This is a genomic window from Streptomyces mutabilis (assembly GCF_046628145.1).
Taxonomy (GTDB): domain Bacteria; phylum Actinomycetota; class Actinomycetes; order Streptomycetales; family Streptomycetaceae; genus Streptomyces; species Streptomyces mutabilis.
The window spans coordinates 685,001-701,244 of record NZ_CP176874.1 but is presented as its reverse complement, the minus strand read 5'-3'; the positions used below and the strand labels follow the sequence as shown (position 1 = coordinate 701,244).

The following is a 16,244-nucleotide window of genomic DNA, read 5'->3' as shown; positions in this document are numbered from 1 at the left end:
GCCGGGCCGGTCACCCGCGTGGCGCTTCGGTCGGGGCAGAGGGGGCACGCGGGAGGTCGTAGGACCCCGAACGCCGAGGAGTGGTGCCACATGACCGAGTACGAGCGCTCCCGCACCATGCCCGCTCAACCGGAACATGTATTCGACCAGGCTGCGAACGTCGGGCAGCTGGACACGTGGCTGCCGCGGGACCTGCACGTGGAGCCGGAGGAACCGCCCGCCGTCACCGTGCACGAAGACCGTACCGACCAGGACACCTCCGCGCTGCTGAGCGCCCGGCCCGAGCAGATGAGGCTCGAATGGGGCACCCGCGAGCAGGGCAGCTACGCCGGCTGGCTGCAGGTCGCCGGGCTGGACAGCGGGGCCAGTGAGGTGACGGTGCACCTGTCGTTCTTCGACGAGGGCCACGACCCGGGACAGCGTGCGGTGGTTGAGGCTCTGGACGGGAGCCTGCGGCGCCTGGAGGAGCAGGTGCGGATGCGCACCGACAACTCGGCCGGCTGACGAGTACAACCCATGGCGGTCATGTCGGGTCGTACAGGGAAAGCTCCACCGACACCGACACAGACTCCGACGAACCGACATGGGGGAATCAAGCATGAACGTCCGTGCCCGAGGGACCCGCGCCGCCCTGACCGCGCTGGTGGCCGGTGCCGCCCTCGCCGTGGCCGCGGTCCCGGCGACCGCCGCGACACCGCCCTCCGACCCGCCCGCGTTCCTGGAGCCGGCCGAACTGCCGCCGCACCCCTCCTCGGACTGGTTCGCCGGCCCGGTGACCGCCGGGCAGCCGGACCCGCTGCCGATGTGCGTCGGCGAGGCCCTGCCGTCCACGGCGTCCCACCGCCGGTACTGGACCGAGTACGACACGGGCGCCCTGCAGGTGACGGTCGTCGAGCGCAGCACGCAGCGGGCCAGGGAGTTCGCCGCCCTGCTGCGTGCGGACCTGGCCGACTGCGCGCGGACGGTGATGGAGCAGTATCCCGACATCACCGCCACGCAGAAGTACTACGGCCGGCTGGACGTGGAGGAGGGCGCGCACGTGTACGGCGTCCACACGGTCGCCGAGTGGGGAGCCTCCGACATCAACCTGTTCTCGGTCGGGCGGGACGGCAGGACCGTGACGGTCGTGAAGTGGGGCCAGATGGGCACCTTCGCGCACGCGCAGGTGCCCGACTTCCGGGCGACCACGGTCACGGCCGTCGACAAGCTGTACTGAACGATCCCGCCGGCGGACGGCCCGTCACGTCACGACGGGCGGTCCGCCGTCCGGGCGCAGTACGGCCCGCTGACCGTGCCGGCAGTGCACGAGCCGGTCGGCGAGCCCCTTTCAGTCGGCCTCGGCCAGGAACGCGTCGAGCGGCGAACGGAAGACGGTGTAGTCGTCGTAATGCACCGGCAGGATCAGGCGGGGGTCGAGACGCCGGGCGAGTTCCGCGCCCTGGCGCCCGTCCATGGTCACCACGAAGCCGCCCGGCAGGGTCGTCCCGCCCAGGTGCAGCACGGCCAGGTCCAGACCCGGGAAGCGCCGGGCGATCTCGTCCAGGCCGTCGAAGAGCAGGGTGTCGCCGGAGACGTACAGCCGGTGCCGCGGGGGACCGGCGGCCGGGCCGAACTCCAGGAGGCTGCCCATCACCGGCGGCAGCAGGCGCCGCAGTAGCGGATGCCCGGCGTGCCGTCCGGGCAGTGAGGTGATGCGCACCTGCGCGTCCGCGTGCCGCACGGTCTCCTCCTGCCAGGTGCGCAGCCCCACGGCCCGGTGGAACCCGTGCACGCCCTGCAGCCGGCGGGAGGCGTGCGGGGTGGTGACGATCGGCAGCGACCGGGACAACAGGCGCCGGGCCCTGCGGTCCCAGTGGTCGCCGTGCAGGTGTGACAGCACCACGGCGTCGAGCCGCGGCAAGTCGCCCGGGTCCAGGGCGGGCTCGGTCAGGCGGCGGCTCACCAGCCCGTAGCCGAGGTGGGCGCGCTCGCCGCGGTGGAGGAAGTTCGGATCGGTGAGCAGACTCAGCTCGCGGTACCGGAGCAGCACGGTCGCGTTGCCGATGAAGTGGATCCGCAGGGAGTCGTCCGGGGTCTGGACCGGGGACGCGGGCGTGGACGGGGACATGAGGTGGTCCGATCCTGTCCGGGGCTGAGGGCTGAGGGCTGAGGGCTGAGGGCTGAGGGCTGAGGGCTGAGGGCTGAGGGCTGAGGGCTGAGGGGTCACGGACGCGGTGCCCGGACCGCCCGAGCGCCGGCTCCTCGTGGGAGGACGGAGTACCCGTCCTGCGGCCCCTCACCCGACCGCCGCGGTCAGACCACCGCCGGTCACCCCACGTGCCGCGCCGCGAGAGGCGATCGGCCCGCCCCTCGCGCCGGTACGAGCCCGTCCACCCGCACCACCGCCCCGTACCCGCCCCGGGTGTCCCCGTCGCCGCCCTGGGCACTCGCCGGCCATGGACGCACATCGCCGCCCGCTACTGGACCGCACCCTGTCACTGCTCACCCAGGGGTACGCCTGGCTGCCCGACCGGATGCGCGACAGCGCCGACTCCGTGGTGCGCACGCGCCTGCTCGGCAGGCCCGCGCTGGCCGTGCGCGGCCCGGACGCCGTGCGCTTCTTCTACGACGAGGCACACGTCCACCGTCACGGCGCGCTTCCCGCTCCCGTGCTGGACTCCCTGTTCGGGCAGGGCGCGGTGCACACCCTCGACGGCGACGCCCACCGGGCCCGCAAGGAACTGTTCCTGCCGCTGCTCGACCCCGACCGGGTCACCGGCCTCACCGAACACGTCACCGCGGCCTGGGACGAGGCCGTGCACGACTGGAGCGAACGCCCCCGCCTCGTGCTGTTCGACGAGGCGGGTGTGGTGCTCACCCGCGGGGTCTGCCGTTGGGCCGGCCTCCCGCGGGAGGTTGTGGACGCGGAGCCGCTCGCCCGGGACCTGATCGCGATGGTCGACGGCTTCGCCACGCCGGGACCGCGGCATCTGCGGGCCCGCCGGGCCCGGTCCCGGCAGGAGACCCGGATGGCCCGCCTGATCGAGGAGGTACGGTCCGAGGCGGTCGCCGCCCCCAAGGGCTCGGTGCTCGAACGGGTTTCCCGGCACCGCGACACCCCGGACGGCCCGTTGGACGCCCGGACCGCCGCGGTGGAACTCCTCAACGTGCTGCGCCCCACGGCAGCCGTCAGCTGGTTCGTGGCGTTCTCCGCCCACGCCCTGCACCGGTGGCCTGCCCACCGCGAGCGGCTGCGTGCCGGCGACGGCGCGTTCGCCACCGCGTTCGCGCACGAGGTCCGGCGCTTCTACCCGTTCGCCCCGTTCCTCGGCGGACGGACCGTCACCGAACTCACCTGGCACGGCGAGTCCGTCCCGTCCGGCGGGATCCTGCTGCTCGACGTCTACGGCCAGAACCACGACGAAGAGCTCTGGACAGACCCGTACGCCTTCCGACCCGAGCGGTTCCTGGACCGGCCCCCCGAGCGCGACGACCTGATCCCACAGGGCGGCGGGGACCCGGACACCGGCCACCGCTGCCCCGGCGAGCGCATCACCGTGGGCCTGCTGGAGGCGCTGGCGGTGCGACTCGCCCGCCTGGAGTACACGGTCCCCGAGCAGGACCTGCGCATCCCGCTGCACCGCATCCCGACCCGGCCGCGCAGCGGCTTCGCCGTCACCGGCGTACGGGCTCCCTGACGCGGTCCCCTACGAGCGGTCGCCCTTGTGACCCCCACCCGGCTCCAGGGCGTCGCGCCGGCCCGTCTGCTCGGCCTGGTCGAAGCGGACCAGCTCGGGGTGGTTCAGGTCGAAGGCCGGTGACTCCGACCGAACCCGCGGCAGTGCGTGGAAGTTGTGGCGCGGCGGGGGACAGGACGTGGCCCACTCCAGCGAACGCCCGTACCCCCAGGGGTCGTCGACCCCGACCGGCCGCCCGTACCTGGCGGTCTTCCAGACGTTGTAGAGGAACGGCAGCGTCGACAGCCCCAGCAGGAAGGCGCCGACGGAGGAGACGGTGTTGAGGGCCGTGAAGCCGTCGACGGCCAGGTAGTCCGCGTACCGGCGCGGCATGCCCTCCACGCCGAGCCAGTGCTGCACCAGGAACGTCGTGTGGAAGCCCACGAACAGCGTCCAGAAGTGCACCTTCTCCAGCCGGTGGTCGAGCATGCGGCCCGTCATCTTCGGCCACCAGAAGCTGAAGCCGCCGAACATCGCGAACACGATCGTGCCGAACAGGACGTAGTGGAAGTGCGCGACGACGAAGTAGGAGTCGGTGACGTGCCAGTCCAGGGGCGGCGAGCCGAGGATCACCCCGGTCAGTCCGCCGAAGAGGAACGTCACCAGGAACCCGGCCGCCCACAGCATCGGCGGCTCGAAGGACAGCGACCCGCGCCACATGGTGCCGATCCAGTTGAAGAACTTCACGCCCGTGGGGACGGCGATGAGATACGTCAGGAACGAGAAGAACGGCAGCAGCACGGCGCCGGTGGCGAACATGTGGTGCGCCCAGACCGTGGCCGACAGCCCCGCGATGGCGATGGTCGCGCCGACCAGCCCCATGTAACCGAAGACCGGCTTGCGGGCGAAGACGGGGATGATCTCGGTGACCACCCCGAAGAACGGCAGCGCGAGGATGTACACCTCGGGATGGCCGAAGAACCAGAACAGGTGCTGCCACAGGATCGCCCCGCCGTTCGCGGCGTCGAACACGTGCGCCCCGAAGTGCCGGTCCGCCTCCAGCACCAGCAGTGCCGCCGCAAGTACCGGAAAGGCCAGCAGCACCAGGACCGAGGTCAGCAGGACGTTCCAGACGAAGATCGGCATGCGGAAGACGGTCAGGCCCGGCGCGCGCATGCAGATGATGGTGGTGATGAAGTTGACCGCTCCCAGGATGGTGCCGAAACCGGACAGCGCCAGCCCCATGATCCACAGGTCACCGCCGAGGTAGGGCGAGTGCAGGGGCCCGCTGAGCGGTGTGTAGGCGGTCCAGCCGAAGTCGGCGGCGCCCTGGGGGGTGAGGAAGCTCGCCAGGACGATCAGGCCGCCGAAGAGGAAGAGCCAGTACGACAGCATGTTCAGCCGTGGGAAGGCCACGTCCGGGGAGCCGATCTGCAACGGCATGACGGCGTTGGCGAAACCGGCGAAGGTCGGGGTGGCGAAGAGCAGCAGCATGATCGTGCCGTGCATCGTGAAGGCCTGGTTGTACTGCTCGTTGGAGACCAGTTGCAGCCCGGGGCGGGCCAGCTCCGCCCGGATCAGCATCGCCAGCGCCCCGGCGATCAGGAAGAACGCGAACGACGTGATGAGGTAGAGGTGGCCGATGCGCTTGTGGTCGGTCGTGGTGAGCCAGGAGATGATCACCCGCCCCTTGTGGCGGCGTCCCGCCGCCGGGACCGGAGCGATCGGTTCGGTCTGTGTCGCCATCCGACCACAGCAGCCGACCGTCGGCCGCCTGCGTCGACGCCACGTCACACACCCACCCGGTTGGGACCGATTGGCTGATCGTTTCTATCCGTCCGGGTGTGTCGCCGCCTCCAAGGGGCGAAGCGGCCGTCACCCGAATGGCCCCCGCTCGCTACTGGTGCGGGCCGATCCGGTGTCTCCTGGAGTATGTCAGCGGCGTCCAGGCTGGGAGGCCGATCATGTACGAAATGTGCGTGGGCCCGGAGAAGGCGGGCGGAGCGTTGGTGTGGCACGTGATGGCCAAAAAGGCAGCGGCCACCCTGTGCGGAGAGAAGCTCCGCGAACGTATCGAGGCATCCGACGGCGAACGGGCGCGTCACTGCCCGGACTGCATGGCTTCCTTCGAGAAGCTCATGGCAACCACGCCGTGCTGACGGACCGTCCGCAAACCGTCCGCCCCGTCGCATCCCGCGGCGGGGCGGACGGCGTACGGGGGTCGGGCGGGACGCGGTGATCACTCGCCTGGTGCAGTGTCGCGGTCCTCGCCCGGGGCAGACGCAGGTAGTGCCCGGGCGCGCGGTCCTCCGGCGCCGGGGCCGCAGGGCGTGCCGCGGTCGGGATCCCCGAGTCGGCCGCGGTACGCCCTCCTGCTCCGCACGGCACGTATCCTCCCGGGCGCGCCGTGGAGCCGGTCCGCTCGGCCGCGGCGGGTCCGTCCACCGGGCCCGCGGCAGCGCCGCGGCGGAACCGTCCACGCGCAGCGGCCCGTCCGCCGCCGACGATGGGTGTCGGCCACCGCGGGTTATGGGTGCCGTCCCCGATGGCCGCGTACCGGCCCGGCGTGCGACCGTGGAGCGACGCCGCGCCCCGGGGGCTCTGTCCGGGGGCCGGGGAGCGTTGCGGGGAAGCCTCATCTCGCCCGTCGTTCACGGGCGTTGCCGCGTGGTCCGTTCCGGGTGTGCCGTCCGCACCCCGAGTGCCGGCGCGGCCGGTGGTCATCGGTGCGTACGGCCGTAGGGCACGGCCCGGGTCCGGACATCCGTCCGTCCGCGCACGCCGACGGGCATCCGTCCGTCCGCGCACGCGGCGGCCCGGCCGGCGCCCCGTCAGGCCCCGAAGCGGTGTCACAGTGCCGGCCGACGGTGTCCGGCGGTACGACAGACGACGCGTCACAGCTGAAGGAGAACCCGCATCCATCCCCGTCAAGTGAAGCCCTGCCGACCCTCCGTACGGTCGAAGGCGGTGACCCGTGGGACACGCTGACACCCTGCTCGCCATGGGCGGTGCCTTCGTGGCCGCCGCGTTCCTCGCCCGCCTCGGCGGCCGGATCGGACTTCCGACGATTCCCCTGTTCATGCTCGCCGGCATCCTGCTCGGCCCCCACACACCGGGCTTCGTCCTGGTCGAGGACGCGCACGACTTCGAGATGCTCTCCGCGCTCGGACTGGTGCTGCTGCTCTTCTACCTGGGTCTGGAGTTCCACCTCGACGACCTCAAGAGCGGCGGCAAACGGCTCCTGACCGCGGGCGGCGTCTATCTGCTGCTGAACGTCGGCGCCGGGCTCGGCTTCGGGTTCGTCCTCGGCTGGGGCGTGCGCGAGGCGCTGGTGCTCGCAGGCGTGCTCGGCATTTCCTCCTCCGCGATCGTCACCAAGATCCTCATCGACCTCGGCCGGATCGGTCGCCCCGAGACCCGCCTGATCCTGGGCGTCATCGTGGTCGAGGACATCTTCCTCGCGCTGTACCTGGCCGCCCTGCAGCCGATCATCGCGGGCGCGCACGGCGTCGCCGACATGGCCCTCCAGGCCGGCAAGGCCTTCGGCTTCCTGCTGGTGCTGGCCGCCGCCGCCCGCTACGGCACCCGGCTCGTGGGCCGCCTGATCGCGACCCGCGACAACGAACTCCTCGTCATCAGCTTCCTCGGCGCCGCGGTGCTCGTCGCCGGCGTCTCCGAGGTCCTCGGCGTCGCCGACGCCATCGGCGCCTTCATGGTCGGCCTCATCCTCGCCGGCACCCCCTCCGGACCGCGTATCCGGGAACTGGTGCACCCGCTCCGCGACGCCTTCGCCGCCATCTTCTTCTTCGCCTTCGGGCTCGCCATCGACCCCGGCGACATCGCCTCCGTCGCCGGCCCGGTGGCCGCGGCGGCGGCACTGACCGTCGTCATGAACGTCGCCGCCGGACTGTGCGTCGCCCGCGTGTACCGCTACGGCGCCCAGCCCGCCGCGGAGATCGCCACCACCCTGGTCGCCCGCGGGGAGTTCGCGCTGATCCTGGCCGCCATGGCCGCGGGCGCCGGACTCGACGGACGGCTCGCCCCCTTCATCGCCGGATACGTCCTCGTCCTTGCCGTCCTCGGTCCCATCGTCGCGGGACGGGCCCACGTGCTCGCCGGCTGGCTGCGGGCCGCCGGCCGGCTGCTCCCCGGGACGCGGACGCCGGCCGGAGCGGGGGAGGAAGGGCCCGGCGAGGAGACGGACGCGGACGCGCCACCGGTGCCGGCGGCGGCCCCGTCCGCACCGCGCGCGGAAGCCGACCGGTAGGGCGGCCGGGCAGAGGGACGGCGGTGCCGCGGCGGCGTGCGCGGCACCGCGGCGGTTGCCGTGCGGCTTCCCGACCCCGTCGAGCCGGCGCGCGTACACCTCGGGCGGTCTGCCCCGGGCGGGAGACGCCGTCCGCGAGCCGATGGCCAAGGTGCCCCGGACGAGCGGCTCGTGGGCGCCGATCGTGCCGCCGCCCGAGCCGAGACGACCGGGCGCCGCCGGGGCCGGGGCCGGGGCGCGCACGGCAGGGCTTCTCCCGCACCGTGCGCCGCGATATCTCGGTTCGTGCCCCGCGGCCGCCGGACGGGGACCGGGCGCCCCAGCGGCCGTGGGAAGAGCACCGAGGTGCCGGCGTGCTCCGTGCCGGGGCCCGGGCGGTACGGACGGACGGGCGGGGCCGGGTCGCTACTCCGACCGCAGCGTCACTCACCGCCCCGGTGGGACAATCTGCCCGCAGGGTCGGTGTCCGATGCCGTGGTCGGAGCCGTCCGGGACCGGAAGGAGCCGTCAGATGATCGAGTGGGTGCCCCTGGGCAGCGGCCCCAGACCCGTTCCCCGGCCCGTCGCCGCTCCGCTGGTGTGGGCCGGAGCCTTCGGCGGCGCCCTCGCCCTGGTGGCGCTCGTCAACGGCACCGTGGGGTACGGCCGTCCGGGACTCGCCCTGACCCTGCTCTCGTTGCTGGCGGCACTGCTCGGGCTGTGCGCCCGGTTCACGGCCGCTCCCGGAACGGCCCTCCTGTGCTGGCTGTCCCTCAACGGCTTCGCCGTCCCGCCGGCCGGCACCCTCACGTGGGGCGGTCGGCGGGACGCGTTCTGGCTGGCCTGCCTGCTCGGCGCGGCCCTCGCCGGCACGGCGCTGGCCCGCCTGGTGCACGCACGGGCCGCCTACCGTCGGCTGACGACGGCGAGCGGCCCCGAGGCGATGGACGGGGCTGCCGGGCCGGGGAACTTCTGAGCACGTCCGCCCCGCCTGCGTCCGCCCCGCCTGCGACCGGCGCCCGGCGACGGAGCCCGCCGGGCAGACGCGGGACCGGCGGGTCACCGGCGAAGCCCTCCGCCGTCGGCCCGCCGGCAGCCCGCCGGTCACCCGGCGAAGCATCCTGCCGCCCCGCGAGACCTCTTGCCGCCCCCGGAGGTCAGGCCGTGTGCAGGGTCAGCCCGTAGCGGTTCAGGATCTCGTTGACGGGCTGGAACCACGTCTCCCCGCCGCTGGAGCAGTTGCCCCAGCCGCCCGACGTGACGCCCTGCGCCTGGTCGCCGCTGATGAAGGAGCCGCCCGAGTCACCGCCTTCGGCGCAGACACTGGTCTTCGTCATCTGGTGCACGGCGCCCTGGCTGTAGTTGACCGTCTCGTTCTTGGCCAGCACGGTGCCGCAGTGCCAGTGGGTGGTGGAGCCGGAGCGGCAGATCGACGCGCCCACGGGCGCCTCGTTCGAGCCGCGCACCAACTGGTCGGAGACCGTGCCCCAGCCGAGGACCACCGGTACCGTCCACCAGCCGCTGCCCACGCTGACCCAGGCGTAGTCGTCGCCCGGGAAGGACGAGCCCTGGAACGTCCCGATGTGCGAGCCGTCCCAGCCGCGGACCGCCGCGCCCGCCCCGCCGCAGTGCCCGGCGGTGACGAATCCGCCGTGCACCGAGAAGCCGATGGAGCAGCGGACGTTGCCGGTGTAGTACGGGTCCCCGCCGACCGTGCCGGCCGCGAAGGTGCTCGGCGCCGAGGCCACCGTGCGTACCGTGACCGGGCCGGCCTCGCGGGCTTGTTCCAGGAAGTTGCGGACATCGTTGTCGCCGCGTTCGCCCCTGACCACGTCCACGACCACCGAGTTGGCGGCCGGGTCGACGTGCCAACTGCTGACGCCCGCGGGGGCGTCGAGGCGGTCGATACGGTTCTTGGCCGCGTCGAGTCGCCGCGCGCTGTGCTCGACCGTGCGTACCTGAGCACCGGTGGCGGCCACCGCCCTGACCGTCGTGGGCGAGGCGTCCGAGGTGACCGCCACGGTCAGTCGCCCTCGGCCGGCGTCGAACCAGGAGCCGCCGAACGCGTCCCCGGCGGCCCGTCGTGCCGTGGGCACGAGGTCGGTGGCGCGGCGTTCGGCCGCCAGCCGGTCCTCGGCCTCGGCACGGGTGAGACCGAAATCCCGCTGCATGGCGTCCAGGAGACCGGCGGAAGCCGCCTGGTCCTCGGCGGAGCCGGTGGGGGTGTCGGCCGCCGAGGCGGGCAGGGTGCCGGTCGCGGTGAGGCCGCCGAGCACGAGGAGGGTGGCCAGGCCGAGATGCCTGAGTCTGCTGCGTCTCACGGGAGTTGCCCTTCGTCGTTCCAGCAAGGTGGGGATGGAACTGATGGGTGGAGCAACCGCGGATCTGAGAGCGCTCTCATCGGGGTCGCTTCGAGCTTAGCCAGGGCGGGAGATCAGGTCCATGCCAATGCAGGGCCTTTCCGGGAGAGCTTCGCGCGGAAGGCCGGCCGGCACCCGCGCGCGCTCCCGCGGGTGCCGGCCGGCGCCGGCTCACTTCGGCAGGTCCGCCGGGTCGGTGCCCCACCGCGTGTCCGGCCGCTCCGCCAGCCCGAACGCGAGCGTGCCACCGCGCAGCGTCAGCCGTGCGCCCGTCCACGACGTGTCGTGCGCACGCCCGTTCAGGCGTACGGAGTCCACGTACCGGTGCGCGGCGTCTGCTTCGGGTGCCGTCACCGTGATGTCGGTGCCTCCGGGCCGGTCGAGCACCGCCTCGGTGAACACCGGGGCGCCCAGCAGCAGATCGGCGCTGCCCGGCGTGCGCGGATACAGGCCGAGGCAGGCGAAGACGTACCAGGCGGACATGGTGCCCAGGTCGTCGTTGCCGGGCAGCCCGGACGGCCCGGTGCCGTACACCGTGTCGACGATCTGCCGCACCGTCGCCTGCGTCTTCCACGGCTGCCCGAGCGCGTTGTACAGCCACGGGGCGTGGATGCCGGGCTCGTTGGTCGGGTCGTAGCGCAGGGCGTCGCCGCCGCCCACCGACCAGGAACCGTCCGGCTCGTGGAAGAAGCCGTCCAGCCGGGCCGCCGCGACCTCCCGGCCGCCCGTGGCCGCCGCCAGCCCCCGCACGTCCTGGGGCACCATCCATGTGTACGTGGCGCTGGTGCCCTGCGCGAATCCGGTGCCCGTTCCCGGGCCGAACGGCGTCACCCAGGAGCCGTCGAGGTTGCGCGCCTGGACGTAACCGCCCTCGGGCGTGGCGTCCGGGTTGAAGACGTTGCGCCACCACCCGGCCCGGTCGGCGAAGACCTCGGCCTCCTTCTCGCGGCCCAGCAGCCGCGCCCACTCGGCGAGCGCCGAGTCGGCCACCGCGGCCTCCAGCGTCTCGGCGGCGCCGCCCCAGCAGTGGCAGGCGTCCTGGGCCGCGTAGTGCGAGGCCAGGTACTGCTCCAGGTTGGGCCGCTGCCCCTCGCACTGGCCCGGGCAGCCCGCGTCGGACAGCCCGTCGGGGTGCGGCACGGTGGCCTGCCGGACCAGGGAGTCGAAGGCACCCTCGTGGTCGAAGTCGCGTACGCCCATCGCGTAGAAGGTGGCCAGCGTCGCCGCGGAGGGGTCGCCGGTCATCACGTGCGTGGCGCCGCTGACGTGGACCCAGCGGTCCCACACCCCGCCGTTCTGCCGGGCGAAGTTGTACAGCGACTGGGCGAAGTCCCCCGCCACCTTCGGCTTGAGCAGCGCGAGCAGTTGGACGTGGGCCCGGTACTGGTCCCAGCCCGAGAAGTTGCTGTACTGCGCTCGTTGGCCGCGCTCCACGCGATGGACGGCTCGGTCCATGCCGACGTACCGGCCGTCGGTGTCGCTGATCAGGTTGGGCTGCATGAAGGAGTGGTAGAGCGCCGTGTAGAAGGCCGTGCGGCGCTCCGGGGTACTGCCCTGCACCCGCACGGAGTTCAGCTCGCGGTCCCAGGCCCGGGAGCCCGCCCGCGCCACCTGGTCGACGCTCGCGCGCGGCGGGATCTCGTCGCGCAGGTTGGCCTCGGCGCCCGCGAGACTGACGTAGGAGATGCCGATCCGCATCCGGACATCGTTGTCGGAGGAGGTGTCGAAGCCGACCCAGCCGCCGGAGCCCCGGTCCGCGCGCTCGGCGCCGGTCGCGTAGCCCTCACCGCCGGACGCGCTCGTCGAGCCGGGGGAGAGCGTGTCGTCCCTCCAGGTGCCGACCTCGGAGAAGGCGCGGTCGAAGGAGGCGCTGAAGTACAGCTTGTAGTAGCTCTTGCGGTTGTTCTCCCCGCCGTTGGCCCGCCGGCCGCAGAAGGCACCCGTGTGCACCCAGCCGGTCACCTTGCGGTGGGCGGCGTCGATGTCGACGTGCGCGTCCTCGCTGCCGTTGAGCGAGTTGGAGACCCGGAAGAGCAGGTTGGCCGGCTCGTCCTCGGGGAAGCTGAAGTCGGCCACGCCCGCCCGCTCGCTGACGGCCAGGTCGGCGGCGGCGCCGGAGGCGAGGCCGAGGGTGTAGCGGCCGGGAACGGCCTTCTCGTCGGAGTGGCTGAAGTCCGAGGCGTACACCCGGTCCCCGGTGTCCGCCGAGGGGGACGAGGTGACGTCGCCGACGAACGGCATGATCGGTACGTCCCCGGCGGCTCCGGGGTGGCAGCCGGCCCCGTTGACGTGGGTCAGGCTCAGTCCGCGGATGCGGGTGGTGTCGTACGAGTAGCCGTTGGCCGCCGCCGTGTTGGTCTGGTCGCCCGCCGTGCTGGTGGGCGACCAGGCGATCATGCCGAAGGGGAGGGTGGCGCCGGGGTAGGTGTTGCCGCCGTTCGCCGAGCCGATCAGGGGGTCGACGAACGAGGACGGCCGGGCCGGGGCACGGTCCGCCGCACCGGCCGGGAGCGGAGCGGCACCCACGGCCAGGACGGTGGTGATCACGGCCGCGGCCGATCTGGTGCCGAGACGTCTCAGTGTGCGTACGCCAGGACGACGCATAGGGAAAGTCGCCTTTCGAGTCGGGACAGGGACCCGGGCGCGCCGCGGGGGACCGAGGCGCGGGACGATCTTCGGGCGGGGCAAGGCTAGGAGACGGCGTGGAGGGGCGGAAGAGCCCGCCGGGACCTCCGGGCGACCGCCAGGTGAACGGTCGCGGTCCCGCCGTCGCGGTGCCGCGGTCCCGGCCGGTCTGCCCGCGTGCCGTGCCCCCGGTTGGTCTGCCGCGGGCTGGGCACTCAGTGCTGCGTCCTTGCAGTGACGGCTTCGGGCGTGGGAGGCACGCGTGGCGGTGCGGCATCGGTTGATCCAGGCGAGTCCGCAGGCGGTGTGGAACGTCCTCGCGGACGGCGACCAGTACGTCGAGTGGGTGGTCGGACCCTCCGACGTCACCCCCAGATCCGGCCAGTGGCCGCAGGTCGGCGCGACGATCGGCTACGAGGTCCGGCTCGGCCCGGTGCGGCTGAACAACGAATCCGTGGTCAGGCGCTGTGTGGCGGGCTCCGAGCTGGAGATCGAGGCCAAGGCGGGCCGGCTCGGCACCGCCCGCATCGCCATCGAACTGCGCCCCTGGGGCGAGCAGTGCCTGGTGATCGTGGACGAACACCCGTTGCGCGGGCCCGGCGGCTTCGTGCACAACGTGGGCGTCGAGGCGCTGATCCAGGTGCGGCACCGCGCGATGCTCGCCAGGCTCGCGAAGCTCTGCGAGTCGGGCGACGGCTGCCGGCCTGACCCGGCGGACACGGGCGGGTCGGTGCGGTTCGGGACGGACACCGGCCGTGCCTGACGCCGTGGTCATCGGGTCGGGTCCCAACGGGCTGGTGGCGGCCAACCTGCTGGCCGACGCCGGCTGGAGCGTCGAGGTCCTGGAGGAGCAGCCCGAACCGGGCGGCGCGGTGCGCCACGACAGCGAGGTCGCCCCCGGCTTCGTCAACGACCTCTTCAGCTCCTTCTACCCGCTCGCCGCCGCCTCCCCGGTCCTCGCCGGACTGCGGCTGCACGACCACGGCCTGCGCTGGGCCCACGCCCCGCACGTCCTCGCCCATCCCCTGACCGACGGCACCTGCGCCGTCCTCGACCGCGACGCCGGCACCACCGCCGCCTCGCTCGACGTCTTCGCGCCCGGCGACGGCGCCGCCTGGGAACGGCTGCACGAGGTGTGGGACCGCTACCGGGCCGACATCCTCGACGCCCTCTTCACGCCCTTCCCCCCGGTCCGCGCCGGCGCCCGGCTGGCCCTGCGGCTGCGCGCCGGGGGCGGCCTGCGGCTGGCCCGCACCCTGGTGCTGCCGGTGCGCCGGCTGGGCGAGGAGGAGTTCCGAGGCGAGGGCGGCAAGCTGCTCCTGGCCGGCAACGCGCTGCACGCCGACCTCGCCCCCGAGGCGGCCGGGAGCGGCGGCTTCGGCTGGCTGATGTCGATGCTCGGCCAGACCTACGGCTTCCCCGTGCCGGTCGGCGGCGCGGGCGCGCTCACCGCCGCCCTGGTCCACCGGCTGCGGGCCCGCGGCGGCACCGTGCGGTGCGGGCAGCGCGTCGAGCGGGTCGTGGTCCGCGACCGCCGCGCGGTGGGCGTCCGCACGGCCGGCGGCGAGACGGTCGCCGCACGCCGCGCGGTCCTGGCGGACGTGTCGGTGCCCGCGCTCTACGGCGATCTCGTCGCCCCCGAGCACCTGCCCGACCAGGTCCTCGCCGATCTGCGCCGCTTCCAGTGGGACTTCGCCACCTTCAAGGTGGACTGGGCGCTGGACGGCCCCGTGCCCTGGCGGTGCCAGGACGCGGCCCGGGCCGGCACCGTGCACCTGGCCGACGGCCTCGACGAGCTGACCCGGTTCGCCGCCCAGATCGCCATGCGGCAGGTCCCCGACCGTCCCTTCTCGCTGTTCGGCCAGATGACGACCACCGACCCGTCCCGCTCACCGAGCGGCACCGAGTCCGCCTGGGCCTACACCCACGTCCCCCACGACATCCGGTCCGACGCGGGCGACGAGGGCATCACCGGCAACTGGGACGCCCAGGACCGGGAACTCATGGCCGACCGGGTCGAGCGCCAGGTGGAACGCTTCGCGCCCGGCTTCCGCGCGCTGATCCGGGCCCGCCGGATCCTGGCCCCGCCGACGCTGCAGGCCATGGACGCCAACCTGGAGGGCGGCGCGATCAACGGCGGCACCACCGCCATGCACCAGCAGCTCTTCTTCCGGCCCGTGCCCGGCACGGGGCGCCCCGAGACCCCGGTGGCCGGCCTCTTCCTCGCCTCCGCGGGCGCCCACCCGGGCGGCGGAGTGCACGGGGCGCCGGGTGCCAACGCCGCCCGCGCCGCCCTGCGCCGGCACCGGTTCGCCGACCTCACGCGGGTGCAGCGCGCCCTCACCCGCCGCGACCGGACCGGAGACAAGAAGTGACCCGCCCCGAGCACCCCGGGGAAGGGGCCGGCCCGTGACGGACTCTCCCCTGCGCGACCGCACCGTCGTGGTGACCGGCGCCGCACGCGGACTGGGCGCCGCCCTCGCCCACGCCTGCGCCCTCCGCGGCGCCCGGCTCGCCCTGCTCGGCCACGAGAAGCCGCTCCTGGACGCCCTGGCGGCGGCCCTGCCGAGCCCGGCGCTCGCCGTCGAGGCCGACGTCACCGACCCCGCCGCGCTGGACGAGGCGGCCGGTGAGGTGCGCGGGCGCCTCGGGCCGCCGTCGGTCGTCGTCGCCAACGCCGGCATCGCGCTGGGCGGACCGTTCGCCACGTCGGACCCGGCCGAGTGGCGCCGCGTCGTCGAGGTCAACCTGACCGGCAGCGCCCACACGGCCCGCGCCTTCCTCCCGGACCTGCGCCGCACCGCCGGATACCACCTTCAGATCGCCTCGCTGGCCTCCCTGGGCGCCGCGCCCATGATGAGCGCCTACTGCGCCTCGAAGGCGGGCGTGGAGGCGTTCACCCACTCGCTGCGCGCCGAGGTCGCCCACCACGGAATCGCCGTGGGCATCGCCTACCTCAACTGGATCGACACCGACATGATCCGCGACGCGGACCGGTACGCGGTCCTGCGCGAGCTGCGCGCCCACCTGCCGGCTCCGGTCCGCGGTGTCCTCCCCGCGGACGCGGTCGCCGACCGGGTGGTCCGCGCCGTGGAACGCCGCCGCACCGCCGTGTACGTGCCCCGTCGGCTGCGCCTGGCCCAGGCGGGGCGTACGGCGATGCCGCCCGTGGTCATGCGGGTCACCCGGCGCCACCTGCCCCGGTTGGAGAGCGAGGGGGCCACGGATTCGACCGGTCCGCTCGGCGCGGGCGGACGGGCGGACCAGGAGGCGGAGGGCACGGGGGCGTAGCCGCCGTACGGCACCGCGGGCGTTCCGGTGTCGTACGGCACCGGGTGCCGGCCGTGCCCGCCGTGC

General features: G+C 73.7%; 12 protein-coding genes and 1 pseudogene. 9 read left to right on the top strand and 4 right to left on the bottom strand.

Annotated elements, in window-relative coordinates; all coding sequences use genetic code 11:
* Positions 1-90: 90 nt before the first annotated feature.
* Together ACLIN4_RS02735 and ACLIN4_RS02730 are read left to right on the top strand one after the other, a co-directional pair.
* On the top strand, positions 91-504 hold the full coding sequence (locus ACLIN4_RS02735) for an SRPBCC family protein (RefSeq protein WP_411575457.1): 414 nt from the start codon (positions 91-93) through the stop codon (positions 502-504).
* Between the two features lie 94 nt (positions 505-598).
* On the top strand, positions 599-1,216 hold the full coding sequence (locus tag ACLIN4_RS02730; protein ID WP_107476754.1) for a hypothetical protein: 618 nt from the start codon (positions 599-601) through the stop codon (positions 1,214-1,216).
* A 24-nt stretch (positions 1,217-1,240) separates the two neighbouring features.
* On the opposite strand, the pseudogene ACLIN4_RS02725 reads toward ACLIN4_RS02730, so the two are convergent.
* A pseudogene (locus ACLIN4_RS02725) lies at positions 1,241-2,107 on the bottom strand (MBL fold metallo-hydrolase).
* A 328-nt stretch (positions 2,108-2,435) separates the two neighbouring features.
* Here ACLIN4_RS02725 and ACLIN4_RS02720 point away from each other — a divergent pair.
* On the top strand, positions 2,436-3,677 hold the full coding sequence (locus tag ACLIN4_RS02720; RefSeq protein WP_381915660.1) for a cytochrome P450: 1,242 nt from the start codon (positions 2,436-2,438) through the stop codon (positions 3,675-3,677).
* 9 nt (positions 3,678-3,686) lie between these two features.
* On the opposite strand, the gene ctaD is transcribed toward ACLIN4_RS02720, so the two are convergent.
* A complete protein-coding gene (gene ctaD / locus ACLIN4_RS02715; protein WP_381915658.1) occupies positions 3,687-5,402 on the bottom strand; it encodes a cytochrome c oxidase subunit I in 1,716 nt (571 codons plus the stop codon).
* A gap of 227 nt (positions 5,403-5,629) precedes the next feature.
* On the opposite strand from ctaD, the gene ACLIN4_RS02710 reads away from it, so the two are divergent.
* The 3 genes from ACLIN4_RS02710 (at position 5,630) to ACLIN4_RS02700 (ending at position 8,878) form a co-directional block, all read left to right on the top strand.
* Positions 5,630-5,815: a hypothetical protein gene (locus tag ACLIN4_RS02710; RefSeq protein ID WP_229830492.1), complete on the top strand. Its 186-nt coding sequence runs from the start codon at positions 5,630-5,632 to the stop codon at positions 5,813-5,815.
* Between the two features lie 815 nt (positions 5,816-6,630).
* Positions 6,631-7,923, top strand: a complete 1,293-nt coding sequence (locus ACLIN4_RS02705; RefSeq protein WP_382025088.1) for a cation:proton antiporter — start codon at positions 6,631-6,633, stop codon at positions 7,921-7,923.
* Between the two features lie 511 nt (positions 7,924-8,434).
* Positions 8,435-8,878 (top strand): hypothetical protein, encoded by a 444-nt coding sequence (locus ACLIN4_RS02700; protein ID WP_289907882.1) that lies wholly within the window; start codon positions 8,435-8,437, stop codon positions 8,876-8,878.
* A 181-nt stretch (positions 8,879-9,059) separates the two neighbouring features.
* On the opposite strand, the gene ACLIN4_RS02695 is transcribed toward ACLIN4_RS02700, so the two are convergent.
* Positions 9,060-10,223 (bottom strand): S1 family peptidase, encoded by a 1,164-nt coding sequence (locus ACLIN4_RS02695; protein WP_381944402.1) that lies wholly within the window; start codon positions 10,221-10,223, stop codon positions 9,060-9,062.
* A 210-nt stretch (positions 10,224-10,433) separates the two neighbouring features.
* Entirely contained in the window at positions 10,434-12,866 is a 2,433-nt protein-coding gene (locus ACLIN4_RS02690) for a GH92 family glycosyl hydrolase (RefSeq protein WP_411575456.1), read from the bottom strand.
* 283 nt (positions 12,867-13,149) lie between these two features.
* On the opposite strand from ACLIN4_RS02690, the gene ACLIN4_RS02685 reads away from it, so the two are divergent.
* From ACLIN4_RS02685 to ACLIN4_RS02675, 3 genes are read left to right on the top strand one after another with little or no spacing between them, the layout of a single operon-like run.
* Positions 13,150-13,650, top strand: a complete 501-nt coding sequence (locus ACLIN4_RS02685) for an SRPBCC family protein (protein WP_107476760.1) — start codon at positions 13,150-13,152, stop codon at positions 13,648-13,650.
* A complete protein-coding gene (locus ACLIN4_RS02680) occupies positions 13,643-15,262 on the top strand; it encodes a phytoene desaturase family protein (RefSeq protein ID WP_411575455.1) in 1,620 nt (539 codons plus the stop codon). The genes ACLIN4_RS02685 and ACLIN4_RS02680 overlap by 8 nt, the downstream gene beginning before the upstream one ends.
* Positions 15,263-15,296: 34 nt before the next feature.
* Positions 15,297-16,178: an SDR family oxidoreductase gene (locus tag ACLIN4_RS02675; RefSeq protein WP_100044083.1), complete on the top strand. Its 882-nt coding sequence runs from the start codon at positions 15,297-15,299 to the stop codon at positions 16,176-16,178.
* Positions 16,179-16,244 lie beyond the last annotated feature (66 nt).

Bases quoted from the DNA above. Each gene is read 5' to 3' on its own strand.
- ACLIN4_RS02735 (WP_411575457.1), top strand. From the start codon at position 91: ATGACCGAGTACGAGCGCTCCCGCACCATGCCCGCTCAACCGGAACAT.
- ACLIN4_RS02730 (WP_107476754.1), top strand. From the start codon at position 599: ATGAACGTCCGTGCCCGAGGGACCCGCGCCGCCCTGACCGCGCTGGTG.
- ACLIN4_RS02720 (WP_381915660.1), top strand. From the start codon at position 2,436: ATGGACGCACATCGCCGCCCGCTACTGGACCGCACCCTGTCACTGCTC.
- ctaD (WP_381915658.1), bottom strand. From the start codon at position 5,402: ATGGCGACACAGACCGAACCGATCGCTCCGGTCCCGGCGGCGGGACGC.
- ACLIN4_RS02710 (WP_229830492.1), top strand. From the start codon at position 5,630: ATGTGCGTGGGCCCGGAGAAGGCGGGCGGAGCGTTGGTGTGGCACGTG.
- ACLIN4_RS02700 (WP_289907882.1), top strand. From the start codon at position 8,435: ATGATCGAGTGGGTGCCCCTGGGCAGCGGCCCCAGACCCGTTCCCCGG.
- ACLIN4_RS02690 (WP_411575456.1), bottom strand. From the start codon at position 12,866: ATGCGTCGTCCTGGCGTACGCACACTGAGACGTCTCGGCACCAGATCG.